The sequence below is a fragment of the Aeromicrobium sp. genome, assembly GCF_032084975.1.
In the GTDB taxonomy this organism is placed as follows: Bacteria; Actinomycetota; Actinomycetes; order Propionibacteriales; family Nocardioidaceae; genus Aeromicrobium.
In genome coordinates this window covers 1-18696 of the sequence record NZ_DAMDLR010000021.1, presented here as the reverse complement: position 1 = coordinate 18696, position 18696 = coordinate 1, and the positions used below count along the sequence as shown (strand labels likewise).

Annotated in this window: 24 protein-coding genes; 18 read left to right on the top strand and 6 right to left on the bottom strand. The window is 70.5% G+C overall.

The window, feature by feature from the left end; translation table 11 throughout:
• Positions 1–215 precede the first annotated feature (215 nt).
• The 6 genes from RT323_RS07520 to RT323_RS07500 all read left to right on the top strand — a co-directional run bounded on the left by RT323_RS07520 (position 216) and on the right by RT323_RS07500 (position 4813).
• Positions 216–452 (top strand): heavy metal-associated domain-containing protein, encoded by a 237-nt coding sequence (locus RT323_RS07520; protein WP_313406582.1) that lies wholly within the window; start codon positions 216–218, stop codon positions 450–452.
• A gap of 57 nt (positions 453–509) precedes the next feature.
• The gene (locus RT323_RS07515) at positions 510–2513 is read left to right on the top strand and encodes a cation-translocating P-type ATPase (RefSeq protein ID WP_313406581.1); all 2004 of its coding nucleotides are present in this window, start codon (positions 510–512) and stop codon (positions 2511–2513) included.
• 51 nt (positions 2514–2564) lie between these two features.
• The gene (locus RT323_RS16710) at positions 2565–3083 is read left to right on the top strand and encodes a transporter substrate-binding domain-containing protein (protein WP_396172139.1); all 519 of its coding nucleotides are present in this window, start codon (positions 2565–2567) and stop codon (positions 3081–3083) included.
• Positions 3084–3158: 75 nt separating this feature from the next.
• Entirely contained in the window at positions 3159–3374 is a 216-nt protein-coding gene (locus RT323_RS16705; protein WP_396172137.1) for a transporter substrate-binding domain-containing protein, read from the top strand.
• 2 nt (positions 3375–3376) lie between these two features.
• Entirely contained in the window at positions 3377–4030 is a 654-nt protein-coding gene (locus tag RT323_RS07505) for an amino acid ABC transporter permease (protein WP_313406578.1), read from the top strand.
• Between the two features lie 3 nt (positions 4031–4033).
• A complete protein-coding gene (locus tag RT323_RS07500) occupies positions 4034–4813 on the top strand; it encodes an amino acid ABC transporter ATP-binding protein (protein ID WP_313406575.1) in 780 nt (259 codons plus the stop codon).
• A 17-nt stretch (positions 4814–4830) separates the two neighbouring features.
• Here RT323_RS07500 and RT323_RS07495 read toward each other — a convergent pair whose 3' ends face one another.
• On the bottom strand, positions 4831–5340 hold the full coding sequence (locus RT323_RS07495) for a flavin reductase (protein ID WP_313406573.1): 510 nt from the start codon (positions 5338–5340) through the stop codon (positions 4831–4833).
• A gap of 111 nt (positions 5341–5451) precedes the next feature.
• On the opposite strand from RT323_RS07495, the gene RT323_RS07490 reads away from it, so the two are divergent.
• Positions 5452–5829 (top strand): SdpI family protein, encoded by a 378-nt coding sequence (locus RT323_RS07490; RefSeq protein ID WP_313406570.1) that lies wholly within the window; start codon positions 5452–5454, stop codon positions 5827–5829.
• 56 nt (positions 5830–5885) lie between these two features.
• On the opposite strand, the gene RT323_RS07485 is transcribed toward RT323_RS07490, so the two are convergent.
• On the bottom strand, positions 5886–6221 hold the full coding sequence (locus RT323_RS07485; protein WP_313406568.1) for a YnfA family protein: 336 nt from the start codon (positions 6219–6221) through the stop codon (positions 5886–5888).
• Positions 6222–6251: 30 nt separating this feature from the next.
• On the opposite strand from RT323_RS07485, the gene RT323_RS07480 reads away from it, so the two are divergent.
• Genes RT323_RS07480 through RT323_RS07465 form a run of 4 tightly spaced genes read left to right on the top strand, consistent with a single transcriptional unit; the run spans position 6252 to position 7897 of the window.
• Positions 6252–6566, top strand: coding sequence for a YchJ family metal-binding protein (locus tag RT323_RS07480; RefSeq protein ID WP_313406565.1), 315 nt, complete (start codon positions 6252–6254; stop codon positions 6564–6566).
• The gene (locus RT323_RS07475; protein WP_313406563.1) at positions 6563–6784 is read left to right on the top strand and encodes a helix-hairpin-helix domain-containing protein; all 222 of its coding nucleotides are present in this window, start codon (positions 6563–6565) and stop codon (positions 6782–6784) included. The genes RT323_RS07480 and RT323_RS07475 overlap by 4 nt, the downstream gene beginning before the upstream one ends.
• 34 nt (positions 6785–6818) lie before the next feature.
• Entirely contained in the window at positions 6819–7025 is a 207-nt protein-coding gene (locus RT323_RS07470; RefSeq protein WP_313406560.1) for a DUF4287 domain-containing protein, read from the top strand.
• Positions 7025–7897 carry a hypothetical protein gene (locus RT323_RS07465; protein ID WP_313406557.1) on the top strand — a complete coding sequence of 291 codons (873 nt, stop codon included), beginning with the start codon at positions 7025–7027 and terminating at the stop codon, positions 7895–7897. Before RT323_RS07470 ends, RT323_RS07465 begins: the two co-directional genes overlap by 1 nt.
• Positions 7898–7933: 36 nt before the next feature.
• On the opposite strand, the gene RT323_RS07460 is transcribed toward RT323_RS07465, so the two are convergent.
• A complete protein-coding gene (locus tag RT323_RS07460) occupies positions 7934–9133 on the bottom strand; it encodes a YibE/F family protein (RefSeq protein WP_313406555.1) in 1200 nt (399 codons plus the stop codon).
• Positions 9134–9142: 9 nt separating this feature from the next.
• On the opposite strand from RT323_RS07460, the gene RT323_RS07455 reads away from it, so the two are divergent.
• Genes RT323_RS07455 through RT323_RS07445 form a run of 3 tightly spaced genes read left to right on the top strand, consistent with a single transcriptional unit; the run spans position 9143 to position 11141 of the window.
• Positions 9143–9910 (top strand): phosphotransferase, encoded by a 768-nt coding sequence (locus tag RT323_RS07455; RefSeq protein ID WP_313406552.1) that lies wholly within the window; start codon positions 9143–9145, stop codon positions 9908–9910.
• Positions 9911–9952: 42 nt separating this feature from the next.
• Entirely contained in the window at positions 9953–10843 is an 891-nt protein-coding gene (locus RT323_RS07450) for a bile acid:sodium symporter family protein (RefSeq protein ID WP_313406549.1), read from the top strand.
• Entirely contained in the window at positions 10836–11141 is a 306-nt protein-coding gene (locus RT323_RS07445) for a hypothetical protein (protein WP_313406547.1), read from the top strand. Before RT323_RS07450 ends, RT323_RS07445 begins: the two co-directional genes overlap by 8 nt.
• Here the strand turns inward: RT323_RS07445 and RT323_RS07440 are convergent.
• Positions 11104–11751: a helix-turn-helix domain-containing protein gene (locus RT323_RS07440; RefSeq protein WP_313406544.1), complete on the bottom strand. Its 648-nt coding sequence runs from the start codon at positions 11749–11751 to the stop codon at positions 11104–11106. The two genes, RT323_RS07445 and RT323_RS07440, sit on opposite strands and share 38 nt — an antisense overlap.
• A 229-nt stretch (positions 11752–11980) precedes the next feature.
• Here RT323_RS07440 and RT323_RS07435 point away from each other — a divergent pair, with 229 nt between their 5' ends.
• Entirely contained in the window at positions 11981–13000 is a 1020-nt protein-coding gene (locus RT323_RS07435; protein ID WP_313406541.1) for an alpha/beta hydrolase, read from the top strand.
• Here the strand turns inward: RT323_RS07435 and RT323_RS07430 are convergent.
• On the bottom strand, positions 12963–15047 hold the full coding sequence (locus RT323_RS07430; protein ID WP_313406539.1) for a prolyl oligopeptidase family serine peptidase: 2085 nt from the start codon (positions 15045–15047) through the stop codon (positions 12963–12965). The two genes, RT323_RS07435 and RT323_RS07430, sit on opposite strands and share 38 nt — an antisense overlap.
• 36 nt (positions 15048–15083) lie before the next feature.
• On the opposite strand from RT323_RS07430, the gene mshB reads away from it, so the two are divergent.
• From mshB to RT323_RS07415, 3 genes are read left to right on the top strand one after another with little or no spacing between them, the layout of a single operon-like run.
• Positions 15084–15989 (top strand): N-acetyl-1-D-myo-inositol-2-amino-2-deoxy-alpha-D-glucopyranoside deacetylase, encoded by a 906-nt coding sequence (gene mshB / locus RT323_RS07425; protein WP_313406537.1) that lies wholly within the window; start codon positions 15084–15086, stop codon positions 15987–15989.
• 35 nt (positions 15990–16024) lie between these two features.
• Positions 16025–16561: a flavin reductase family protein gene (locus RT323_RS07420; protein WP_313406535.1), complete on the top strand. Its 537-nt coding sequence runs from the start codon at positions 16025–16027 to the stop codon at positions 16559–16561.
• Positions 16558–18267, top strand: a complete 1710-nt coding sequence (locus tag RT323_RS07415; protein ID WP_313406533.1) for a VanW family protein — start codon at positions 16558–16560, stop codon at positions 18265–18267. The genes RT323_RS07420 and RT323_RS07415 overlap by 4 nt, the downstream gene beginning before the upstream one ends.
• A 102-nt stretch (positions 18268–18369) precedes the next feature.
• Here RT323_RS07415 and RT323_RS07410 read toward each other — a convergent pair.
• Positions 18370–18696 (bottom strand): GNAT family N-acetyltransferase (locus RT323_RS07410; RefSeq protein ID WP_313406531.1); only part of this gene is annotated, 327 nt, incomplete at its 5' end.

Below are 18696 nucleotides of genomic sequence, written 5' to 3'. Positions count from 1 at the left end.
AATCGTCCGACGCCCCTGGGGCGCCGGTGTATCCGCTCCATCGGTGTCCGGGCGCGACATGCCAGCACCCTAACCCCGTTCGGGACGCCGGATCGCTCGCGGTCGCAAGCCCCTGCGGTTGATTGATCGCCATCATGTCCCGGCGCTCGGAACCTTCCTACGTTGGAGGTGTCATCGAGGAGATCCTCGGAGTCATCGCAGAAGGAAGTCCCACCATGAGCACCGCCACCCCCATCGCCCACACGATCCTGCGTGCCGACGGGTTCACCTGCCCGTCGTGCGTCTCCAAGATCGAGAAGCGGGTCGGACGACTGGCCGGCGTCCAGGAGGTGAGCGTGAAGTTCGCCTCCGGCCGGGTCGAGGTCGACCACGACCCCTCGGTCACGTCGGTGGACGAGATCGTCGCGGCGATCGCCAAGGCCGGGTACACGGCCGTTCCCTCCGCCTTCTGATCCTCCGGCAGTCGGCAGACGCGTTCGACTGCTCCACTCCTTGCGAAAGGTCACACCATGAGTCCCCTGACCCGCTGCTGGCGCACACCGTGGGCCGTCCCGATCGTCGCGGGCCTGCTCGTCGCCGCCGCCGCGACCCTCTCCTTCGCCGCGGGCGTGAACCCGTTCTCCGCGGGGCATGCCGCAGCCGATGTGCCGACCGCTGTGCTGGCGTCGGATCTCCTCATGATCGCCGCGGCGGTCGTCGCCGGCACGCCGATCCTGCTGAAAGCGATGCGAGCGCTGGTCGTCAGGACCGTCGCGATCGAGCTGCTGGTGTCGATCGCAGCGATCGGAGCGGTCGTCATCGGCGAGTACTGGGAGGCCGCCGCCGTGACCTTCCTGTTCGCGATCGGGCACGCGCTCGAGGCTCGGACGATGAACAGGACCCGGTCCGCTCTCGCCGAGCTGGTCGCCGTGGCCCCAGACGTCGCCATCGTGGTGCGGGACGGAGCACAGATCGAGATCTCGCCGACTGAGGTGCGGCGCGACGAGACCGTCCTGGTCAAGAACGGCGCCAAGGTCCCGGTCGACGGCACGGTCATCGCCGGCACCGGCGCGCTCGACGAGGCGTCCATCACCGGTGAGTCCCTGCCCGTCGAGAAGGTCGGGGGCGACCGGGTGTTCGCCGGCACGATCTCCCGCGGTGGCTTCCTGCAGGTCCGTGCCACCGGCATCGGTGCCGACACCACCTTGGCGCGGATCATCCACCGCGTGGAGGAGGCGCAGGACGCCAAGGCAGCGACCCAGACGTTCATGGAGCGGTTCTCGTCGTGGTACACCCCGGCGATCATCGTGCTCGCCCTCGGCACGGGCGTGGCCACCGGCAACGTGGTGCTCGCGCTGACGTTGCTGGTCATCGGCTGCCCGGGCGCCCTGGTGATCTCCATCCCTGTCGCGGTCGTGGCCGGGATCGGGCGCGGTGCGAGGGACGGGATCCTCATCAAGGGCGGCGAGTACCTCGAGACCAGCGCACGGATCTCGGCCGTCGCGCTGGACAAGACCGGGACGCTCACCGAGGGCCGGCCGCACCTGACCGACATCGTCGTCCTGGACCCCGCCCTGGACAGCGTCGACGTCCTCGGGTGGGCGGCGCGCGCCGAGGCCGGATCCGAGCACCCGCTGGCTCGACCCGTGATCGAAGCGGCGTCGGCGCAGGGAGTGCGCCTGGGAGCGATCCCCGAGCACACCGAGCCGGTGGTCGGCAAGGGCATCGTCGCCACCCTCGACGGTCGCCGCGTGGCCGTGGGCAACCTGTCCCTGATCGCTGATGAGGGCGCGCCCGATGCCGGGGCCGCAGCGGCGGTCGAGACGCTTGCTCGACGGGGCCGCACCCCGCTGGTGATCGCACTCGATGCCCGGGTCATCGGCGTCATCGGGGTCGCCGACCGGCTCCGCCCGGACGCCACGGAGATGGTCAGGCGCCTGCACGGCGCAGGCGTGCACAAGGTCATCATGCTCACCGGTGACATCCAGCGGGTCGCCGAGGGAGTCGCTGCCGAGGTCGGACTGGACGACGTCCGCGCCCACCTTCTTCCCGAGGACAAGCTGGACGTGGTGGCGCAGCTGCAGGTCGAGGGTCACACGGTCGCGATGGTGGGGGACGGGGTCAACGACGCGCCCGCGCTCGCCACGGCCGACATCGGGGTGGCGATGGGCGCCGCGGGCTCGGGGGTCGCCATCGAGACCGCGGACATCGCGCTGATGCAGGACGATCTGCTCGAGCTGCCACGTGCCATCGACCTGGCCCGGCGCACCGTCGCCGTCATGCGCCAGAACATCGCGATCGCCCTCCTGACGGTGTTCGTCCTGTTGGCGGGAGTCTTCGCCGGAGGGGTCACGATGGCGGTCGGCATGTTGGTGCACGAGTTGTCCGTCCTGCTGGTCATCGTCAACGCCATGCGATTGGTGCGCCCTCCGCGAGAGCAAGCGCGGGTGGTGCGGCCGCTGGCGTCATCCCTGCGCCGGCGGACCTCCGCTCAGGAGGCGGAAATGCTCACGTCCGATGGCCTCAGTCCCTGACCGAAGCGAGAATCCGGCCCCGCACTCGGGGTCGCGGACGGAGGCAGCACGATGAACAACTTCCCCAGCAACCCCTTCTCCCGTCGGCGGCGCACCGCGATGGCGGCGACGCTCGCGGCCGCGGCCCTGGCCCTCGCCGGCTGCGGTGACGATGCCGGCTCCGGCTCCGACGAGACGCGCCTGATCAAGGACGGCCAGCTCGTCGTCGCGATGAGTGGCGAGTTCCGGCCCTTCAGCCACTACGAGGACAACGAGCTCACGGGCTTCGACTACGACATCGGCATGGCGATCGGCGACGAGATGGGCCTGGACGTCAAGACCGAGACGGGCGCCTTCGACACGCTCATCCAGGGCCTGAAGAGCAAGCGATACGACGTGCTCATCGCGTCAATGACGCCCACCGACAAGCGCGAGAAGGCCGTCGACTTCACGGACAGCTACTACACGTCGGGCGCCACGGTGTTCGTCAAGACGGACTCCGACTGCGAGGATCCGACGAAGCTCGACAAGCCGTCGGTCGGTGTCGCCACGGGCACCACCTACCAGGACTTCCTCAATGGTGAGGACTAGGTCGGCAAGATCCGCACGTTCACGTCCGACGTCACCGCGCTCGAGGATGTCGATCGCGGTCGACTGGACGCCGCCATGACGGACCGGCTCGTCGGTCTCTACCAGATCGAGCAGGCCGAGCGTGACCTGCGCGTGTGCGGGGAGCCGCTCTACACCGAGGAGCCGGCGTTCGCCGTCGACAAGGGCAACGAGGGTCTGGCGGACGAACTGAACGAAGCACTCGCGGCCATCAAGGAAGATGGCACGTACGCGGAGATCAGCGAGAAGTGGTTCGGTCAGGACATCTCCTGATCATGAGCTTCCTCGATCACCTCGTCGACACGGCCCCGATCTTCCTGGAGGCCACGTGGGTGACCCTGCGCCTCACCGCGACGGCCCTGGCCTTCGCGATGGTGCTGGGCGCGATCGTCGCCTCGATGTCGATGAGCCGGCTCGCGGTCCTGCGCTGGATCGCGACCGGCTTCATCGGCATCATCCGCGGCACGCCGCTCATCGCGCAGATCTTCGTGCTCTACTTCGGCATCACCGAGGTCGTGCTCCTGCCCGCCTTCTGGGCCGGTGCCATCGCCCTCGCGATCCACAACTCGGCCTACATCGCCGAGATCATCCGGTCGGGCTTCCAATCGGTCCCGATCGGACTCAACGAGGCGTCCAGGTCCTTGGGCATGTCGCGCCTGAAGACCCTGCGCCGCGTCCGTGCGCCACTCATGCTGCGTGCGATCCTGCCGGTGCTCGGCAGCCAGTTCATCATCGCCGTGAAGGACTCGTCGCTCGTCGCCTTCATCGGCATGACCGAGCTCTTCCAGGCGTCGCGCAACCCGGCTGCCTCGACGTACGAGCCCCTGACGATGTATCTCATCGTCTCGCTCTACTACCTGGCCATCGTGCTCGTGCTCACCTTCTTGGTGAACCGTCTCGAGCACCGACTCAGCGCCCACCGGAGGTGACGCATGACCGTCCACGAGACTTCCGGACTCAGTGACCTGGACCCCGGCCGGCCGCTCGTCGAGATGCGCGGCATCGTCAAGAAGTTCGGCGAGACGACCGTGCTCGACGGGGTCGACCTGGCGGTGCATCCCGGCGAGGTGGTCGTGTTGATCGGACCGTCGGGCGCCGGCAAGAGCACGCTGCTGCGGTGCATCAACGGCCTCGAGCGCGTCCAGTCGGGCACGATCCGGCTCGGCGGCGAGGAGCTGACCTACTCCGAGAAGCACCTCAACCGCCTGCGCAGCCGCATCGGCATGGTGTTCCAGTCGTTCAACCTCTTCCCCCACATGAAGGTGATCGACAACCTGACGATGGCCCAGCAGGACGTGCTCGGACGGTCGAAGGCCGAGGCGCGCGAGCGGTCCGTCCAGCTGCTCGAGCGGGTCGGCCTGGCCGAGAAGGCGCAGGCCTACCCCGACAACCTGTCGGGCGGCCAGCAGCAGCGCGTGGCCATCGCCCGGGCGCTGGCCATGGATCCGGAGGTCATGCTCTTCGACGAGCCGACCTCGGCGCTCGATCCCGAGCTCGTGGGCGAGGTGCTGCAGGTCATGCGCGGGCTGGCCGACGACGGCATGACGATGGTCGTGGTGACCCACGAGATGCGCTTCGCGCGCCGCGCGGCGGACCGGGTCGTCCTGATGGCGGACCGGGGCATCGCCGAGGAGGGCACGCCGGAGCAGGTGCTCGAGAACCCCACGAGCGAGCGAGGTCGCGCGTTCCTCGCCGAGCTCAACGAGGGCTGAGCGGCGGGCCCGGCGGTTCAGGGATGGATCGCGCGGGCCTCGGCCGGGTGGCCGGGGTCGAGGTGGGACGCGTCCGAGACGCGAAGCGGGGTGAACGTCCCGCCCGTGTGGGCGCTCAGCACGCGCGTGGTCAGGCAGACGTGGTCCCCGCCGTCGTCCAGCACCGCCGTGCGCTCGAGGACGAGCCGGTTCGGGCATTCCCGCAGCAGCGGCGACCCGTGCTCGTCGGAGTCGATCGCGAGGCCGGCGAACTTGTCGGTCTCCGCGCCGCACTGCGTGCCGAACCGCTCGGCCAGCGCGAGGTCCCGGTCGGTCAGGAAGTGCACCGCCAAATGAGTCGCCCGCAGGGCCGCGCGGTAGGTGTGGTTCGCCTTCGACAGCCACACGCTGTAGTGGCCGCTGTCGATGCTCGACTGGGAGTGGAATCCGACCAGGCACCCCGCTCGCTCGCCGTCGACCTCCGTCGTCACCACCACCAGGGGCGGGTCGACCGAGGTCATCAGGGTGTCGAAGGCGTCGTCGCTCACGCGGACACCCTACGACCGGCGTGGGGCTCCCGCTGGGGGACGCACGATGAGGCATTCGACCCCGCTGGGGTACCCGAAGGCATCATCGTTCGTCCCACCTACGGTGGACCGATGAGCGAGGAGACCGTGGCCCGGATCGTGCTGTTCGTGGTGATGGGCGGGACGGGTGTCCTGCTGCTGTGGATGGCGCGCGCCGCAGCGTCCGGGCGGCTGGGGCGCAATCAGTGGGCCGGGATCCGCACGCCCAGCACGATGACCAGCGACGAGGCGTGGCTGGCGGCGCACCAGCGGGCCGAGCGCCCGACGCAGCTCGCGGCGGCCGTGTCGATCCTCGTGGCCCTCAGCGTGGCGATCCCGTCGCCGGACGCGGTCCTGTTCGGCTCGGTGATGGTCGGCGCGGCGGTGATCCTCGGCCTCGTCGTCCACGGAGCGATCGTGGGCGGGCGTGCGGCGCGCCAGGCGGAGGGCCGCTCCGGCGAGGGACGATGAGGCATTCGGGCACCTGAGCAGGACGCGGTGCATCATCCTGCGTCCCCCACGGGCGCTCAGGCGCCGCGGGGCGCGTACATGATCAGGGCGACGCCGGCGAGGCAGACCGCAGCGCCGGTGAGGTCCCAGCGGTCGGGACGGAAGCCGTCGACCAGCGTCCCCCAGGCGAGCGATCCGGCGACGAAGACGCCGCCGTAGGCCGCCAGGATGCGGCCGAAGTTCGCGTCCGGCTGCAGCGTCGCGACGAAGCCGTACAGGCCGAGGGCGATGACGCCCAGGCCCATCCACACGACACCCCGGTGCTCGCGGACGCCCTGCCAGACGAGCCAGGCACCGCCGATCTCGGCGACGGCGGCGATGGCGAACAGGGCGATCGAGCGCAGGACGTCCATGGGTCGATTGTGTCGTGCGAGGCTGGGGCGGTGACCGAGGAGCCCCAGACCGCCGAGGCGCTCATGAGATCGCGGTTCGACGCGTTCAAGAGCGGCGACTCCGCCTGGCTGCTGCGGACGTGGCACCCGTCGACCCGTCCCGAGGACCTCGACCTGTCGGACAACCCGCGCTGGCGCGGGCTGCAGGTGCTCGACACCGTCGAGGGGCGGCCGGACGACACCACGGGGATCGTGGAGTTCCGGGCCTCGTACATCGCGGCCGGCGAGCTGCGGATCCTGCAGGAGCGCTCGCGGTTCGTCCGCGAGGACGGGCGCTGGTACTACGTGGACGGAGACGTGAGATGACCGAGAACACCGAAGCGCCCGATCCGGGCGACCTGCCCGCCGGGATCGGCCGGCCCGCCACCCGGGCGCTGACGGACGCCGGACTGACGTCGCTGGCGCTCGTGGTCCAGCGCCCGCAGTCCGAGATCGCCGCGCTGCACGGCGTCGGCCCGAAGGCGGTCCGCCTGCTGGAGGAGGCCGTCGTCGCCCACGGCCTGATCTGGGGCGAGTCCGGCTGACGAAAGCCCGTCCACTCGTCCTAGGCTCGGGCGCATGAGCGACGTGAAGGGTCCCGCCTCGTACTTCCCGGCCATCGAGGCCAAGTACGGCCAGCCGATCGAGCACTGGATGCAGCAGCTCGAGCCGGTCGCCGACGCCAAGCACATGGAGCAGGTCGCGTTCCTGAAGGACCAGCACGGCTTCGGCCACGGTCACGCGAACGCGCTGGTCGCGGTGTTCCGTCAGCGTCGGGGCCTGTGATGACCGAGTCGCGCATCGCCTTCGCCACCTGCGCCAAGCTCGCCGAAGGGTTCGAGGACGACCGTGAGGCCGCGCGCCTGCTCGGTGCCGAGTTCGTGGTCTGGGACGACCCCGAGGTCGACTGGTCGCGGTTCGACCTCGTGGTGATCCGCTCGGTCTGGGACTACACGATCCAGCGTGACGCGTTCGTCGCGTGGGTGCGCTCGCTCGGGGATCGGGTCGCGAACCAGGCCGACCTCATCGCCTTCAACTCCGACAAGGCCTACCTCGGGGCGCTGGGCGTCCCGACGGTCCCGACGACGTACGTCGTGCCCGGGGGAGAGGCGCCCCGGCTGCGAGGCGAGGTCGTCGTGAAGCCCACGGTCTCCGCGGGTGGGCGCGACACGGGCCGGTTCGACCCCGACCACCACGACGAGGCCCGCGGGCTCATCGCGCAGATCAACGACTCGGGCCGGGTGGCGATGGTCCAGCCCTACGTCGAGGGCGTCGACGCGCAGGGCGAGACCGCCGTCGTCTTCGTCGGCGGTGAGCTGTCGCACGTCCTGCACAAGAAGCCGGTGCTGCGCGAGCAGGGCACCCAGCCGCTGCTCGACCCGGACGACCCGTCGTCCCCGGCCGCCGTGATGCACGACGACGACCTCGTCACCGTCAGCGAAGCCCCGCCGGAGTTCCTCGATCTCGCGGCCTCTGCCCACGACCAGCTCGCGGCACGGTTCGGCATGCCGCTCTACCTGCGGGTGGACATGGTGCCGGGCCCGGCGGGTCCGGTCGTGATGGAGCTCGAGGCCGTCGAGCCGTGCCTCTACCTCGACCTCGTCCCCGGCGCGGCCGAGCGCTTCGCCGATGCCGTCAGGACCCGACTGACCCGCTGACCGGCGCGTTCGCCCGCGCCGACACGGCGTGACGTCCTAGACCTGGACCTCGGCGGGGCGGGACTTCGCGGGGGCCAGCCACACGGCGATCGCCGTCGTGATGGGGACGGCCAGCACGAGACCGATGGCACCGACCAGGGTCCGCACGACCTCCTGCGCGATTCCCTCGGTCACGGCCACCTCGAGCAGGGATCGCTGGTACGCCGAGATCAGCAGCAGGGTCGTCATGGCGGTGCCGGCGTACGCGAAGACCAGCGTGTAGACGCTCGACGCGATGTGGTCGCGGCCGATGCGCATGGCCGAGGTGAACAGCTCGGTCCTGCCCGCCGTCGGCTTCAGCGCACGCATCTCCCAGACGGCGCTGGCCTGGGTCACGGTCACGTCGTTCAGCACGCCGAGACCCGCGATCACCATGGAGGCGGCGACGACTCCGGCCAGGCTCATCTGCGGGGCCGTGGCCAGCAGCAGGTGGTCGTCCTCGGACCCGATGCCCGTCAGGTGGGCCCAGTCGGTCGTGGCGGCCCCGATGATCGCCGTGAAGGCGATGCCGAACAGGGTCCCGAACAGCGCCGAGGTCGTCCGGATCGAGATGCCGTGAGCGAGATAGAGCACGGCCAGCATGATCACGGTCGAGCCGGCGACGGCCACCGCGATCGGCGGGCGGTCGGCCAACAGTGCCGGCATCACGAACCTCAGCAGGATCAGCAGCGTGATGCCGATGCCGATGAGGGCGAAGAACCCGCGCCAGCGGCCGACCAGTGCGACCAGGACGGCGAACACGATCGCGAGGATGCCCAGCTGCGATCCACGCTGGTGGTCGTAGAACTCGTACGTCGCCTGCTGGCCCTCGGGCGCGATCTCGATGACGCGGATCTGGTCGCCCGGCTCCATGCCCGCGCCGACGTACCTGGTCGGGTCGAGCGTGAACACCGCGGTCGTGCCCCGTTCCGTCTCGGCCGTGACCTGGGCGCAGGAGCCCTCGACCATCGGGGTGTTGTCGGGGCCGATCCCACTGCTGTTGCAGTCGAACGGCGTGGCCTTCGTGACCTCGGCGTCGAGGATCGCCACGTTGCCGTACGGGTCCGCGCCCTGTGGGACGTCGGCACGGTCGGGCCACAGGACCCCCAGGGCGGCCAGCGACAGCAGTGCCAACACGACGACGACGGCGGCCAGCGACCACGCCAGCCGCGGGCGCGGGGGACCTTCGGGAGGCTGGATGGCGTGGTGATGTGTCACGATGCCAGCGTGGCAGAAGGTGAAGAGATCCCCGAACACCTCCCCGGCGGTTCCGGCGGCGTCTGGCGTGTCGGCCGCACCGTCCGGCGCCCGACCGGCCCGTGGACCCCCGCGGTCCACGAGCTGCTGGGTTGGCTCGCCGACGAGGGACTCGGTGGCATCCCGCACGTGTCCGGAATCGACGAGGACGGCCGCGAGATCGTCTCGTACATCGAGGGCCGCGGCGTCCCGGTGGACGGCGAGGTCGTGCTGGACGACGTCCTGGTCGAGGCGGTCGCGTGGCTGCGCGACTTCCACGACATCGTCGACGGCTTCCGCCCCGATGGCCCACGTGTGTGGCGCCAGGGCGGCGAGGAGCCGATCGAGCTGGCGGACGACCAGATCATCTGCCACAACGACACCGGCGCCTACAACTGGATCATCCAGAGCGGGCACTTCGTGGCGATGATCGACTGGGACCTGGCCGGCCCGGGGGAGCGCATCGACGACCTCGCGTTCCTGTGCTGGACGGCCATCCCGCTCTACCGCGAGATCCCCGTCGAGGACGTCGCCCGCCGCCTCGACCTGGTGGTCGACACCTACGCGGAGTGGGGTCCGATGACGCTGCTGGACGCCGTCGTCGCGCGGATGACGACGGCGACCGAGCGGATCGCCGCGGGCATCGAGCGCGGCGACCCGGGGATGCTCAACCTCGCGACGAAGGGCGAGCCCCAGCGCACCCGTGATCGCCTGGCGGCCTTCGAGGCGCGGCTGCCCGCGATCCGCGACGCGCTCTGAGTTCAGCCAAACATGTGACCTGTGTCACGTAGGGTGACCGCCATGGATTCGGCTCTGTCGACCGTCGGCCTGCCCGTCGCGCTCGGTGTCATCATGTTCGGTCTCGGCCTGTCGCTCACCGTGGCGGACTTCGCGCGGGTGCGCCGGTCGCCCCGTGCGGTCACGGTCGCCCTGCTGTGCCAGCTCGTGCTGTTGCCGGTCGTGTGCTTCGGCCTCGTGCTGGCACTCGACCTGTCACCGTTGCTGGCGGTGGGCATGATGCTGCTCGCGGCCTCGCCCGGCGGCAGCACGGCGAACCTGTTCAGCCACCTGTTCCACGGCGACGTCGCCCTCAACATCACGCTGACGGCGATCAACTCGATCGTCGCGATCGTGTCGCTGCCGATCGTCACCAACCTCGCGATGGCGTACTTCGACCTCGGGGACGAGGTGTCCCTGCAGTACCGGAAGGTGGTCGAGGTCTTCGCGGTCGTCCTGGTGCCGGTGGCGCTCGGCATGCTCGTCCGCGCGAAGCGACCGGACTTCGCCGACCGCATGGACAAGCCGGTCCGCATCGGGTCCGCCTTCCTGCTCTTCGTCATCATCGCGGGGATCGTCGCGGACCAGCGCGAGAACGTGGCCGACTACGCAGCCTCCGTGGGGCTCGCGGTCACCCTGTTCTGCGTGGCCAGCCTGCTCGTGGGCTACGTGGTCCCCAAGTGGGCCGGAGTCACCGATCGGCAGGCCGTCGCCTGCTCGTTCGAGATCGGCGTCCACAACGCGACGCTCGCGATCTACGTGGCGGTGGAGGTCCTCGACAGCGTCGAGCTGTCCGTGCCGGCCGCGGTCTACGGCCTCGTGATGTTCGTGGTGGCCGCGGCCTGGGGCGTCGTCCTCACGCGGTGGGTCCTGCCGCGAGCGCAGGAGGGCGCGCTACCGTCGCAGCATGCGTGACGCCTCCGCGATCCACTTCGACGAGCGCGACGACGCCGAGGCGTTCGTCGAGATGCTGGCCGAGCGCCGGGTGACGGCGCACCTGCACCGTGAGGAGTTCGCGGGCGAGGACGACGCCGAGGACGCGGCCTGGATCGTCGAGGTCGCCGGCGAGGTGGAGGACCTCGCGTCGTTGGCCGAGGAGGCCGGGGGCTGGCTCATCGACGCAGGGCCGACAGCGATCAGTCCGGCGCCGCCGTTGCCAGAGGCGCCGAAGCGGCTCAAGCGGGGCTCTTCGCCTCGTCCGGCAGGTCGATGAGGCCCTCGTAGATCGTCAGCATCAGCTGGTCGAGCACGACTTCGCGATCGAACGTCCGCTTCGTCCACCGGGCCATCTCGGCGGTGAACCACAGGGCGCCGAAGATCTTCTCCATGCCCAGGCGGACGTCGACGTCGTCCTTCATGAGGTCCGGGATCCCGCTGACGGTGATGGCCGTCGCGACGTCGAACAGGGCGTCGAGGCGCTCGACGAGCTTGGTGCGCACGGGGGAGTCCGGACCGAAGAGCGTGGCGCCGATGAGCGGCCCGAGCTCGACGGCGATGTCGGCCAGGTCGGTGAAGAACTTGCGGATGCCGTCGTCGATCTGGGTGGCCGAGCCCGCCAGGTCGCGGCTGATGCCGCGCGCATTCGCGGTGGCGCGGACCATCGCTGCGTCGATGGATTCGAGGACGGAGGCCTCGAACAGCTCCTCCTTGGACGGGAAGTGCCGGTACAGCATGGCCTCGTTGACCCCGGCCTCGGCCGCGATCTCGCGGGTGCGGCTGCCGGCGTAGCCCTGGCGAGCGAACACCGCGCGTGCCGAGTCGATGATCTGGGCACGGCGCCGCTCGGCGGACATCCGCCGCTTGGGCCCTGGCTCAACGGTCACGGCAGTCACCGTAGGTCACGGCCCCCCGCCACAGGCAAAAGATGGCGTTACTGGTGGGGTGCATGTGACCAATGTGACGGGATTTACAGAAGTAAGTGCGTACTTCGACAAATTTCTGCAATCAAGTTGAAAGTCGCGTCATGCGGCTCTTAGTCTGACGTCACTTCCTTGAAGTCAATACCTACTTACTTAAGTGATGCTGCTGCACCGCTTTCTCGGAGGAGACCAGATGAGCGTTCCCAAGCCGCTCGTGCGCACGCGGTTGATGATGGCGCGCCCCGTCATGCACTCGACGCGTGTCAGCCTGGGCGCCAAGCGCACCATGGCCGACTCCATCTCCGGTGGCGCCCGCGCCCCGGAGGGAACCATCTACGACTTCGACGTGATCGCCGGCCTGCCCGTGCAGTACGTGACGGTCGAGGGCTCCGGCCCGGCGACCGGCCGCGCCACGATGATCTACCTGCACGGCGGCGGGCTCGTCGTCGGCAGCGCCAAGGCCTACCGCCCCTTCGCCGCCAACATCGCGCTGCACTCGGGCATGGACCTGATCGTGCCGGAGTACCCGCTGGCCCCCGAGAACCCGTACCCGGTCGCGCTCGACTCGCTCATCGCCCTCTACCGCGCCCTGCCGTCCTACGGCATCGACCCGCGCACGGTCGTGCTGGCCGGTGACGACGCCGGCGCCGGCCTCGCGCTGTCGATGGCCCTCGAGATCCGCGACCTCGGCCTGCCGATGCCCGCCGCGATCGGCATGATCAGCCCGTGGCTGGACAAGAGCGTCGACCTCGACCGCTCCCGCCCCGCCTCGTCCGACCCGTGGTTCACGCCGGCCCTGGCGACCCGCTGGGCGCGCACGTTCCTGGGCGGCACCGATCCGATGGACCCGATGGTCTCGCCGCTGCACGGCGACTTCGACCAGCTGCCGCCGATGGTCGTGCACTACAGCGGGCAGGACCCGCTGCGCACCGACGCCGAGGCCTTCCTGCAGAAGGTCACCGCGATGGCCGAGGGTCCGCGCGTCATCGCTCGCGAGTACCCCGACATGTGGCAGTCGTTCCACCTGCAGGTCGGTCGCCTCGAGGACGCCGACGTCGCGGTCGAGGAGTTCGGCTCGGCGATGGCCTCGCTCGTGCAGGCCCCGCGCCGCCACGCCGACGTCGTCCCGATCAACCGCCCCGTCGCGGCGCAGGGCGGACGCCGGCTGCGCCTGGTCAAGCCAGTTGCTGCCGCAGGAACTCCATCTGTATGAGCTTGAGGTTCTCCGCGACCTCCTCCTGAGGCGTCATGTGCGTGACGCCCGAGAGCGGCAGCACGGTGTGTGAGCGCCCGGCCGCGAGCAGTGCCGACGAGAGCCGCAGGGTGTGGGCCGCCACGACGTTGTCGTCGGCCAGCCCGTGGATCAGCATGAGCGGCCGCTCCAGCCGTGGTGCCAGCGGCAGCAGCGAGTTCGCGTCGTAGACCTCGGGCACCTCGGCCGGGTGGCCCAGGTACCGCTCGGTGTAGCACGTGTCGTACAGGCGCCACTCCGTGACGGGTGCGCCCGCGACGGCGGCGTGGAACACGTCGGGCCGGGCCAGCACGGCGAGCGCCGAGAGGTAGCCGCCGTACGACCAGCCGGTGATGCCGACGCGGTCCGCGTCGACGTCGTCGGGGTACATCGCGGCGACCGCGGCGACGGCGTCCACCTGGTCGGCGAGGGTCACGTCCGCGAACCGGTGATGGATCGCCCGGTCCCAGGACGAGCCGCGACCCGGGGTGCCCCGGCCGTCGGCCACGACGACGCAGAAGCCCTGGTCGGCCATCCACTGCGCCTCCAGGAACATCCGGCCCGAGGCGAGGACGCGCTGGGCGCCCGGCCCGCCGTAGGGGTCCATCAGCAGGGGCAGGCGCTCGGAGCCGGGCACGTGGTCACGCGGGAAGAGCACCGCCGCGCACAGCTCGCGCTCGCCGAGACGGACGAGCCGGGGGCTCGGCTGGAGTGGCGGTGTCGCCGAGAGCACCCGGATCGGCTGCGGCTCGCGGCCGCCGGAGTGCACCGTGACCGTGGTGGAGGTCGAGTCCAGCTCGCTGCGCACGATGACCGTCGTGTCGCCCCCGACGACGGCACCGTGGACGCCGGTCCCCGTGGTGAGCACCTCGGCTGCGCCGTCCGCGCCGAAGCGGACGAGGTGCACCTCGGTGGGCTCAGCCGAGGCCGTGACGAGGATGCCGTGCTCGTCGACCGCGACGATCGAGCGGACCTGCCACTCGTCCCCACTGACGGGGGACCCGTCGACGCAGACACGACGACGGTCGCCCGTGTCCTCGAGGGTCACGAGGCGGCCGGCGGCATCGCGCCGGGGCGTGGCGGACAACTCGACCCAGGCGTCGTCGTGCAGCTCTCGCACGGTGCGGGTCGCGCCGCTCACGGGATCGACGTCCAGCACGAGGCTCTCGCGCTGGTCGCGGCTGATGACCTGGATCACCGGGTCGGAGCCCTCGGACCAGTCCACCCGCGCGAGGTACTCGAACGCGTCGTGGTCCCACGTCACCTCGTGCGGCTCGCCGCCCTCGAGGGGCACGTGCCACAGCGTGACGCGGCTGTTGGGCGTGCCTGCGGCGGGGTAGCGCTGCTCGACCGCGGGCCGGTCGGGGTTCGCGGGATCGGCGATGTGCCACGCCTGCACGGGGGCGTCGTCATACCGCTCGACCAGCAGCGAGCGCCCGTCCGGGGCCCACCAGAAACCGCGGTGCCGGTCCATCTCCTCGGCGGCGATGAACTCGGCTCGACCCCACGCCTCGGTGTCGCCGGCGGGTGAGACCAGGGCGCGGTCGCGGTCGCCGGCGACGTCCACGACGCGCAGCTCGCCCTCGGCGGTCGCGTAGGCGACGTTGCGTCCGGTCGGGTCGAGGCGAGGGTCGATGACGGTGCCACCGGCCGGCAGCTCGCGCACGGCCTTCGCGCCCAGGTGCACCGCGAACAGGCGGCCCGAGAGCGTGAAGCACGCCCAGCGTCCCGTCTCGTCGACGGCGTACGAGACGAGGCCGCCGGAGGACTCACGACTGCGCTCGCGCCGCGAGCGCTCCTCGTCGGAGAGGTCCTCGGCGGCGCCGCCGAGCACGTCCTGGGGGTCGACGAGCAGCGTCTCGTCACCGCTCTCGACGTCGAGCTCCCAGAGCTGGCCGCTGCGCGTGACCCCGTCGGGCGTGCGGATGAACCGCACCGCCGCGCCGTCGGGGGAGACGGTGATGTTGCGGGGGATGCCGAGGGTGAAGCGCAGCGTCCGTGCCGCCAGCCGGGGATACGAGTCGGTCATGGGCTCCATCTTCGCAGGGCGCTCTACATTGGTCGCATGCCCGATCGCCGCCTGCTGCTCGTCCACGCCCACCCCGACGACGAGTCCATCGGCAGTGGGCTCGCGATGGCCCGCTACGCCGCCGAAGGCGCCCAGGTCACGCTCGTGACCTGCACGCTGGGCGAGGAGGGCGAGGTCCTCGTGCCCGAGCTCGAGCACCTGGCCGTCGATCGCGAGGATCGCCTCGCACCGCACCGCCTGACCGAGCTGGCGGACGCGATGGCGCACCTGGGGGTCACGGACCACCGTCGCCTGGGTGGCGACTTCACGTACCGCGACTCCGGGATGATCTGGGACGAGAACGGCAACGCCGCCGCGATGGTCGAGCTGCATCCGCAGGCGTTCTGGCGCGCCGACCTGCTGGAGGCCGCGAACCACCTCGTGGCCGTGATCCGCGAGGTCCGGCCGCAGGTCCTCGTGACGTACGACGAGTTCGGCAACTACGGACACCCGGACCACATCCAGGCGCACCGGGTCGCGCACTACGCGGCCTCGCTCGCGGCCGTCGAGTCGCATCGTCGCGACCTCGGGGCCGCGTGGGACATCCCCAAGATCTACTGGCTCAGCGAGTCGGCGTCGCGGCTGCGGGAGGGAGCGCGCATGGCGGCGGACGCCGGGATCGAGATGCCGTTCGAGTTCGACCTCGACAACCTGCCGCCGATGTTCGCCGAGGACGAGGACCTGAGCACGGCGATCTCGTCCACTCCCGAGCACGTCGAGGCCAAGCTCGACGCCATGCGGGCCCACGCCAGCCAGATCACTCCCGACGGGCAGTTCTTCGCCATGGGGATGGACCTCGCGGCGATCACGTGGGGAACCGAGTACTACCGCCTCGCGAAGGGCCAGGCGGGACCGCGTGGCGAGTCGGGCTTCGAGGAGGACCTGTTCGCGGGTCTGGCGTGAGTAGCCGGTTGGTCCGCAGCCCGTAGGCTGGGAAGGTGGAGAAGTCCGTCGACCAGGCCGCATTCCGGGGTGCACTGTCACGATTCGCCAGCGGGGTGACCGTCGTGTCGACCCAGCACGACGGCGTCGACCACGCGATGACGGCGAGTGCTTTCACGTCCGTCTCGCTCATCCCACCGCTCGTGCTGGTGTGCTCCAACAAGGGCAGCCGGTTCCACGACGCGGTGCTCGAGTCGAAGCGCTGGGGCGTCTCGATCCTGGCCGAGCAGGGACGTGAGGCGTCCGCGTGGTTCGCCCACCGCGGTCGCCCGCTGGAGACCCAGTTCGCCGACATCGCCCACACGCGCAGCCCCGGCGGACTCGCGCTGCTCGACGACGCGCTGTCGTGGCTGGAGTGCGAGACCGAGGCCGAGCACGACGGCGGCGACCACCTGATCCTCGTCGGGCGCGTCACGTGGGCCGACTTCCGGGCCGACACCGACGACCCGCTGTTGTACTACCGCTCGCACTACGGCTCGATCGTGCGCCAGGACGAGTCCGAGAAGACCGCCTACAAGGGCATCGGCCGGTGACCCGCCGTCGCGTCCTGGTGGCCGTCGCTGGACTCGTGGCCGTCCTGGGCGTCGCGTACGTCGTCGGCTACGTCATGACCGGCCAGCGCCTCGCCGCGGACACGTCCGTGGCCGGCGTGGAGGTCGGCGGCAAGAGCCCCGACGACGCCGAGTCCGCGCTCGAGAAGGGCCTGGCCGACCGGATCGACGAGCCGATCGTCGCCACGTTCGATGACCAGGACTTCGAGATCGAGCCGCAGCAGGCCGGGCTCGCGGTCGACGTGCCGGCCAGCATCCGTGCGGCCGGTGGCCGGTCCTGGGACCCGCGCGCCATGATCGCCCTCGTCGCCGGTGGCAAGGATCACGACCCCGAGCTCGAGGTCGACGAGGCCAAGCTCGAGGCCGCGGTCGCCAAGATCGCCGAGGCCGTCGACCAGCCGGTCGTCGAGGCCCAGATCACCTTCCCGGACGCGAAGCCGAAGGCCCGCCGGCCGCGGGCCGGCAACGAGGTGCCGCAGGACGAGTTCGCCCAGCAGCTCCGCGATGCCTGGCTCACGACCGACGGCCCGCTCGAGGTGCCCGTCGAGGCGGTCGCACCCAGTGTCGACGCAGCAGGCCTGCAGGACGCCATGCGCACGATCGCCGGGCCCGCCGTGGCGGCACCCGTCACGCTCAACGTCGGATCCGACAAGGTCGACCTGCCGGTGACCGCGTACGCGCCCGCGCTGGCGATCGTCGTGCGCGACGGCCAGATGGTGCCGACGATCGACGCCAAGGACCTCGCCGGACCGCTCACCAGCTCCACGACGGGGATCGGCCGGCGCGCCGTCGACGCCTCGTTCCGCTTCTCCGGGGGCAAGCCCGAGATCGTCCCCGGCAAGGCCGGGGTGGGCCTCGACCCCGAGAAGATGGCAGAGCGGCTCGTGCCGGTCATCACCAAGACCGGCGCTGAGCGCTCGGTCACGGTCGAGGCGACCGCGGTCCAGCCGGACTTCACGACCGAGGACGCGAAAGCCCTGGGCATCAAGGAGAAGATCGGCGGCTACACCACCGAGTACCCGCACGCCGACTACCGCAACATCAACCAGGCCGAGGCGGCTCGCCGGATCAACGGCACGATCCTGCAGCCGGGCGAGACCTTCAGCTTCAACGACATCGTCGGCGAGCGGACCGAGGCCAACGGCTTCACCTCGGGCTTCGTCATCAACGGGGGCGTGTTCCGCGAAGAGCTCGGGGGAGGCGTCTCGCAGGTCGCCACGACCGCCTACAACGCGGCGTTCTTCGCGGGCCTCGACGACATCGAGCACCATCCGCACGCCTTCTACATCGACCGCTACCCGGTCGGGCGCGAGGCGACGATCTACTACGGCAGCCTCGACCTGCGGTTCCGCAATCCGTACAAGACGGGCGTCGTCATCCGCGCCTGGGTCGATCGCAGCACCCCCGGCACCATCGGCAGGATGAACGTCGAGATGTACGGCACGAAGGTGTACGAGGTGAAGTCGCGCTCGAGCGAGCGGTACAACTTCCGCACTCCGGGCGAGCGCTACGACGACACCGCCGCGTGCGTCGCCCAGGCCCCGGTCACCGGCTTCGACATCGACATCCACCGCGACTTCTACCAGGGCGGCAAGCGCGTGAAGACCGAGAAGGACACCGCCTACTACCAGGCGGCCGACCACGTCATCTGCGGCAAGAAGCCCGAGCCCAAGAAGAAGCGGGGCTAGCTCGCCCTGCCGTTCCACTCGCCGGCCGTTTCCCACTTTTGGTGCGTGTTTACGTCCTGAGGGCGGCTGGGCCGTCATCCTGCACCAAAAGTGGGGGGCAGGTCAGCCCGGCGTCAGGTACCGGTACGCGTGGTGCGTCGTGAACCCGTAGGGCTCGTACAGCGCGAGGGCGGCGTGGTTGTCGCGCATCGTCTGCAGGTACGCCTTGTCGGCGCCGCGCTCGACCGCCCAGGCCAGCGACGTCTCGACGATGCGCCGGGCCAGGCCTCGGCGGCGGTGCGCGGGTGCGACCTCGACGGCCGCCAGTCCGGCCCACTCGCCCGTGACGACGACCCGGCCGATCGCGACGTCCTCGATCGCGACGAAGCCCACGGTGCTCGGGCCCTCCATCACGGCGCGGGCGAGCGCGGGGTCGACGACCCGTCCGTA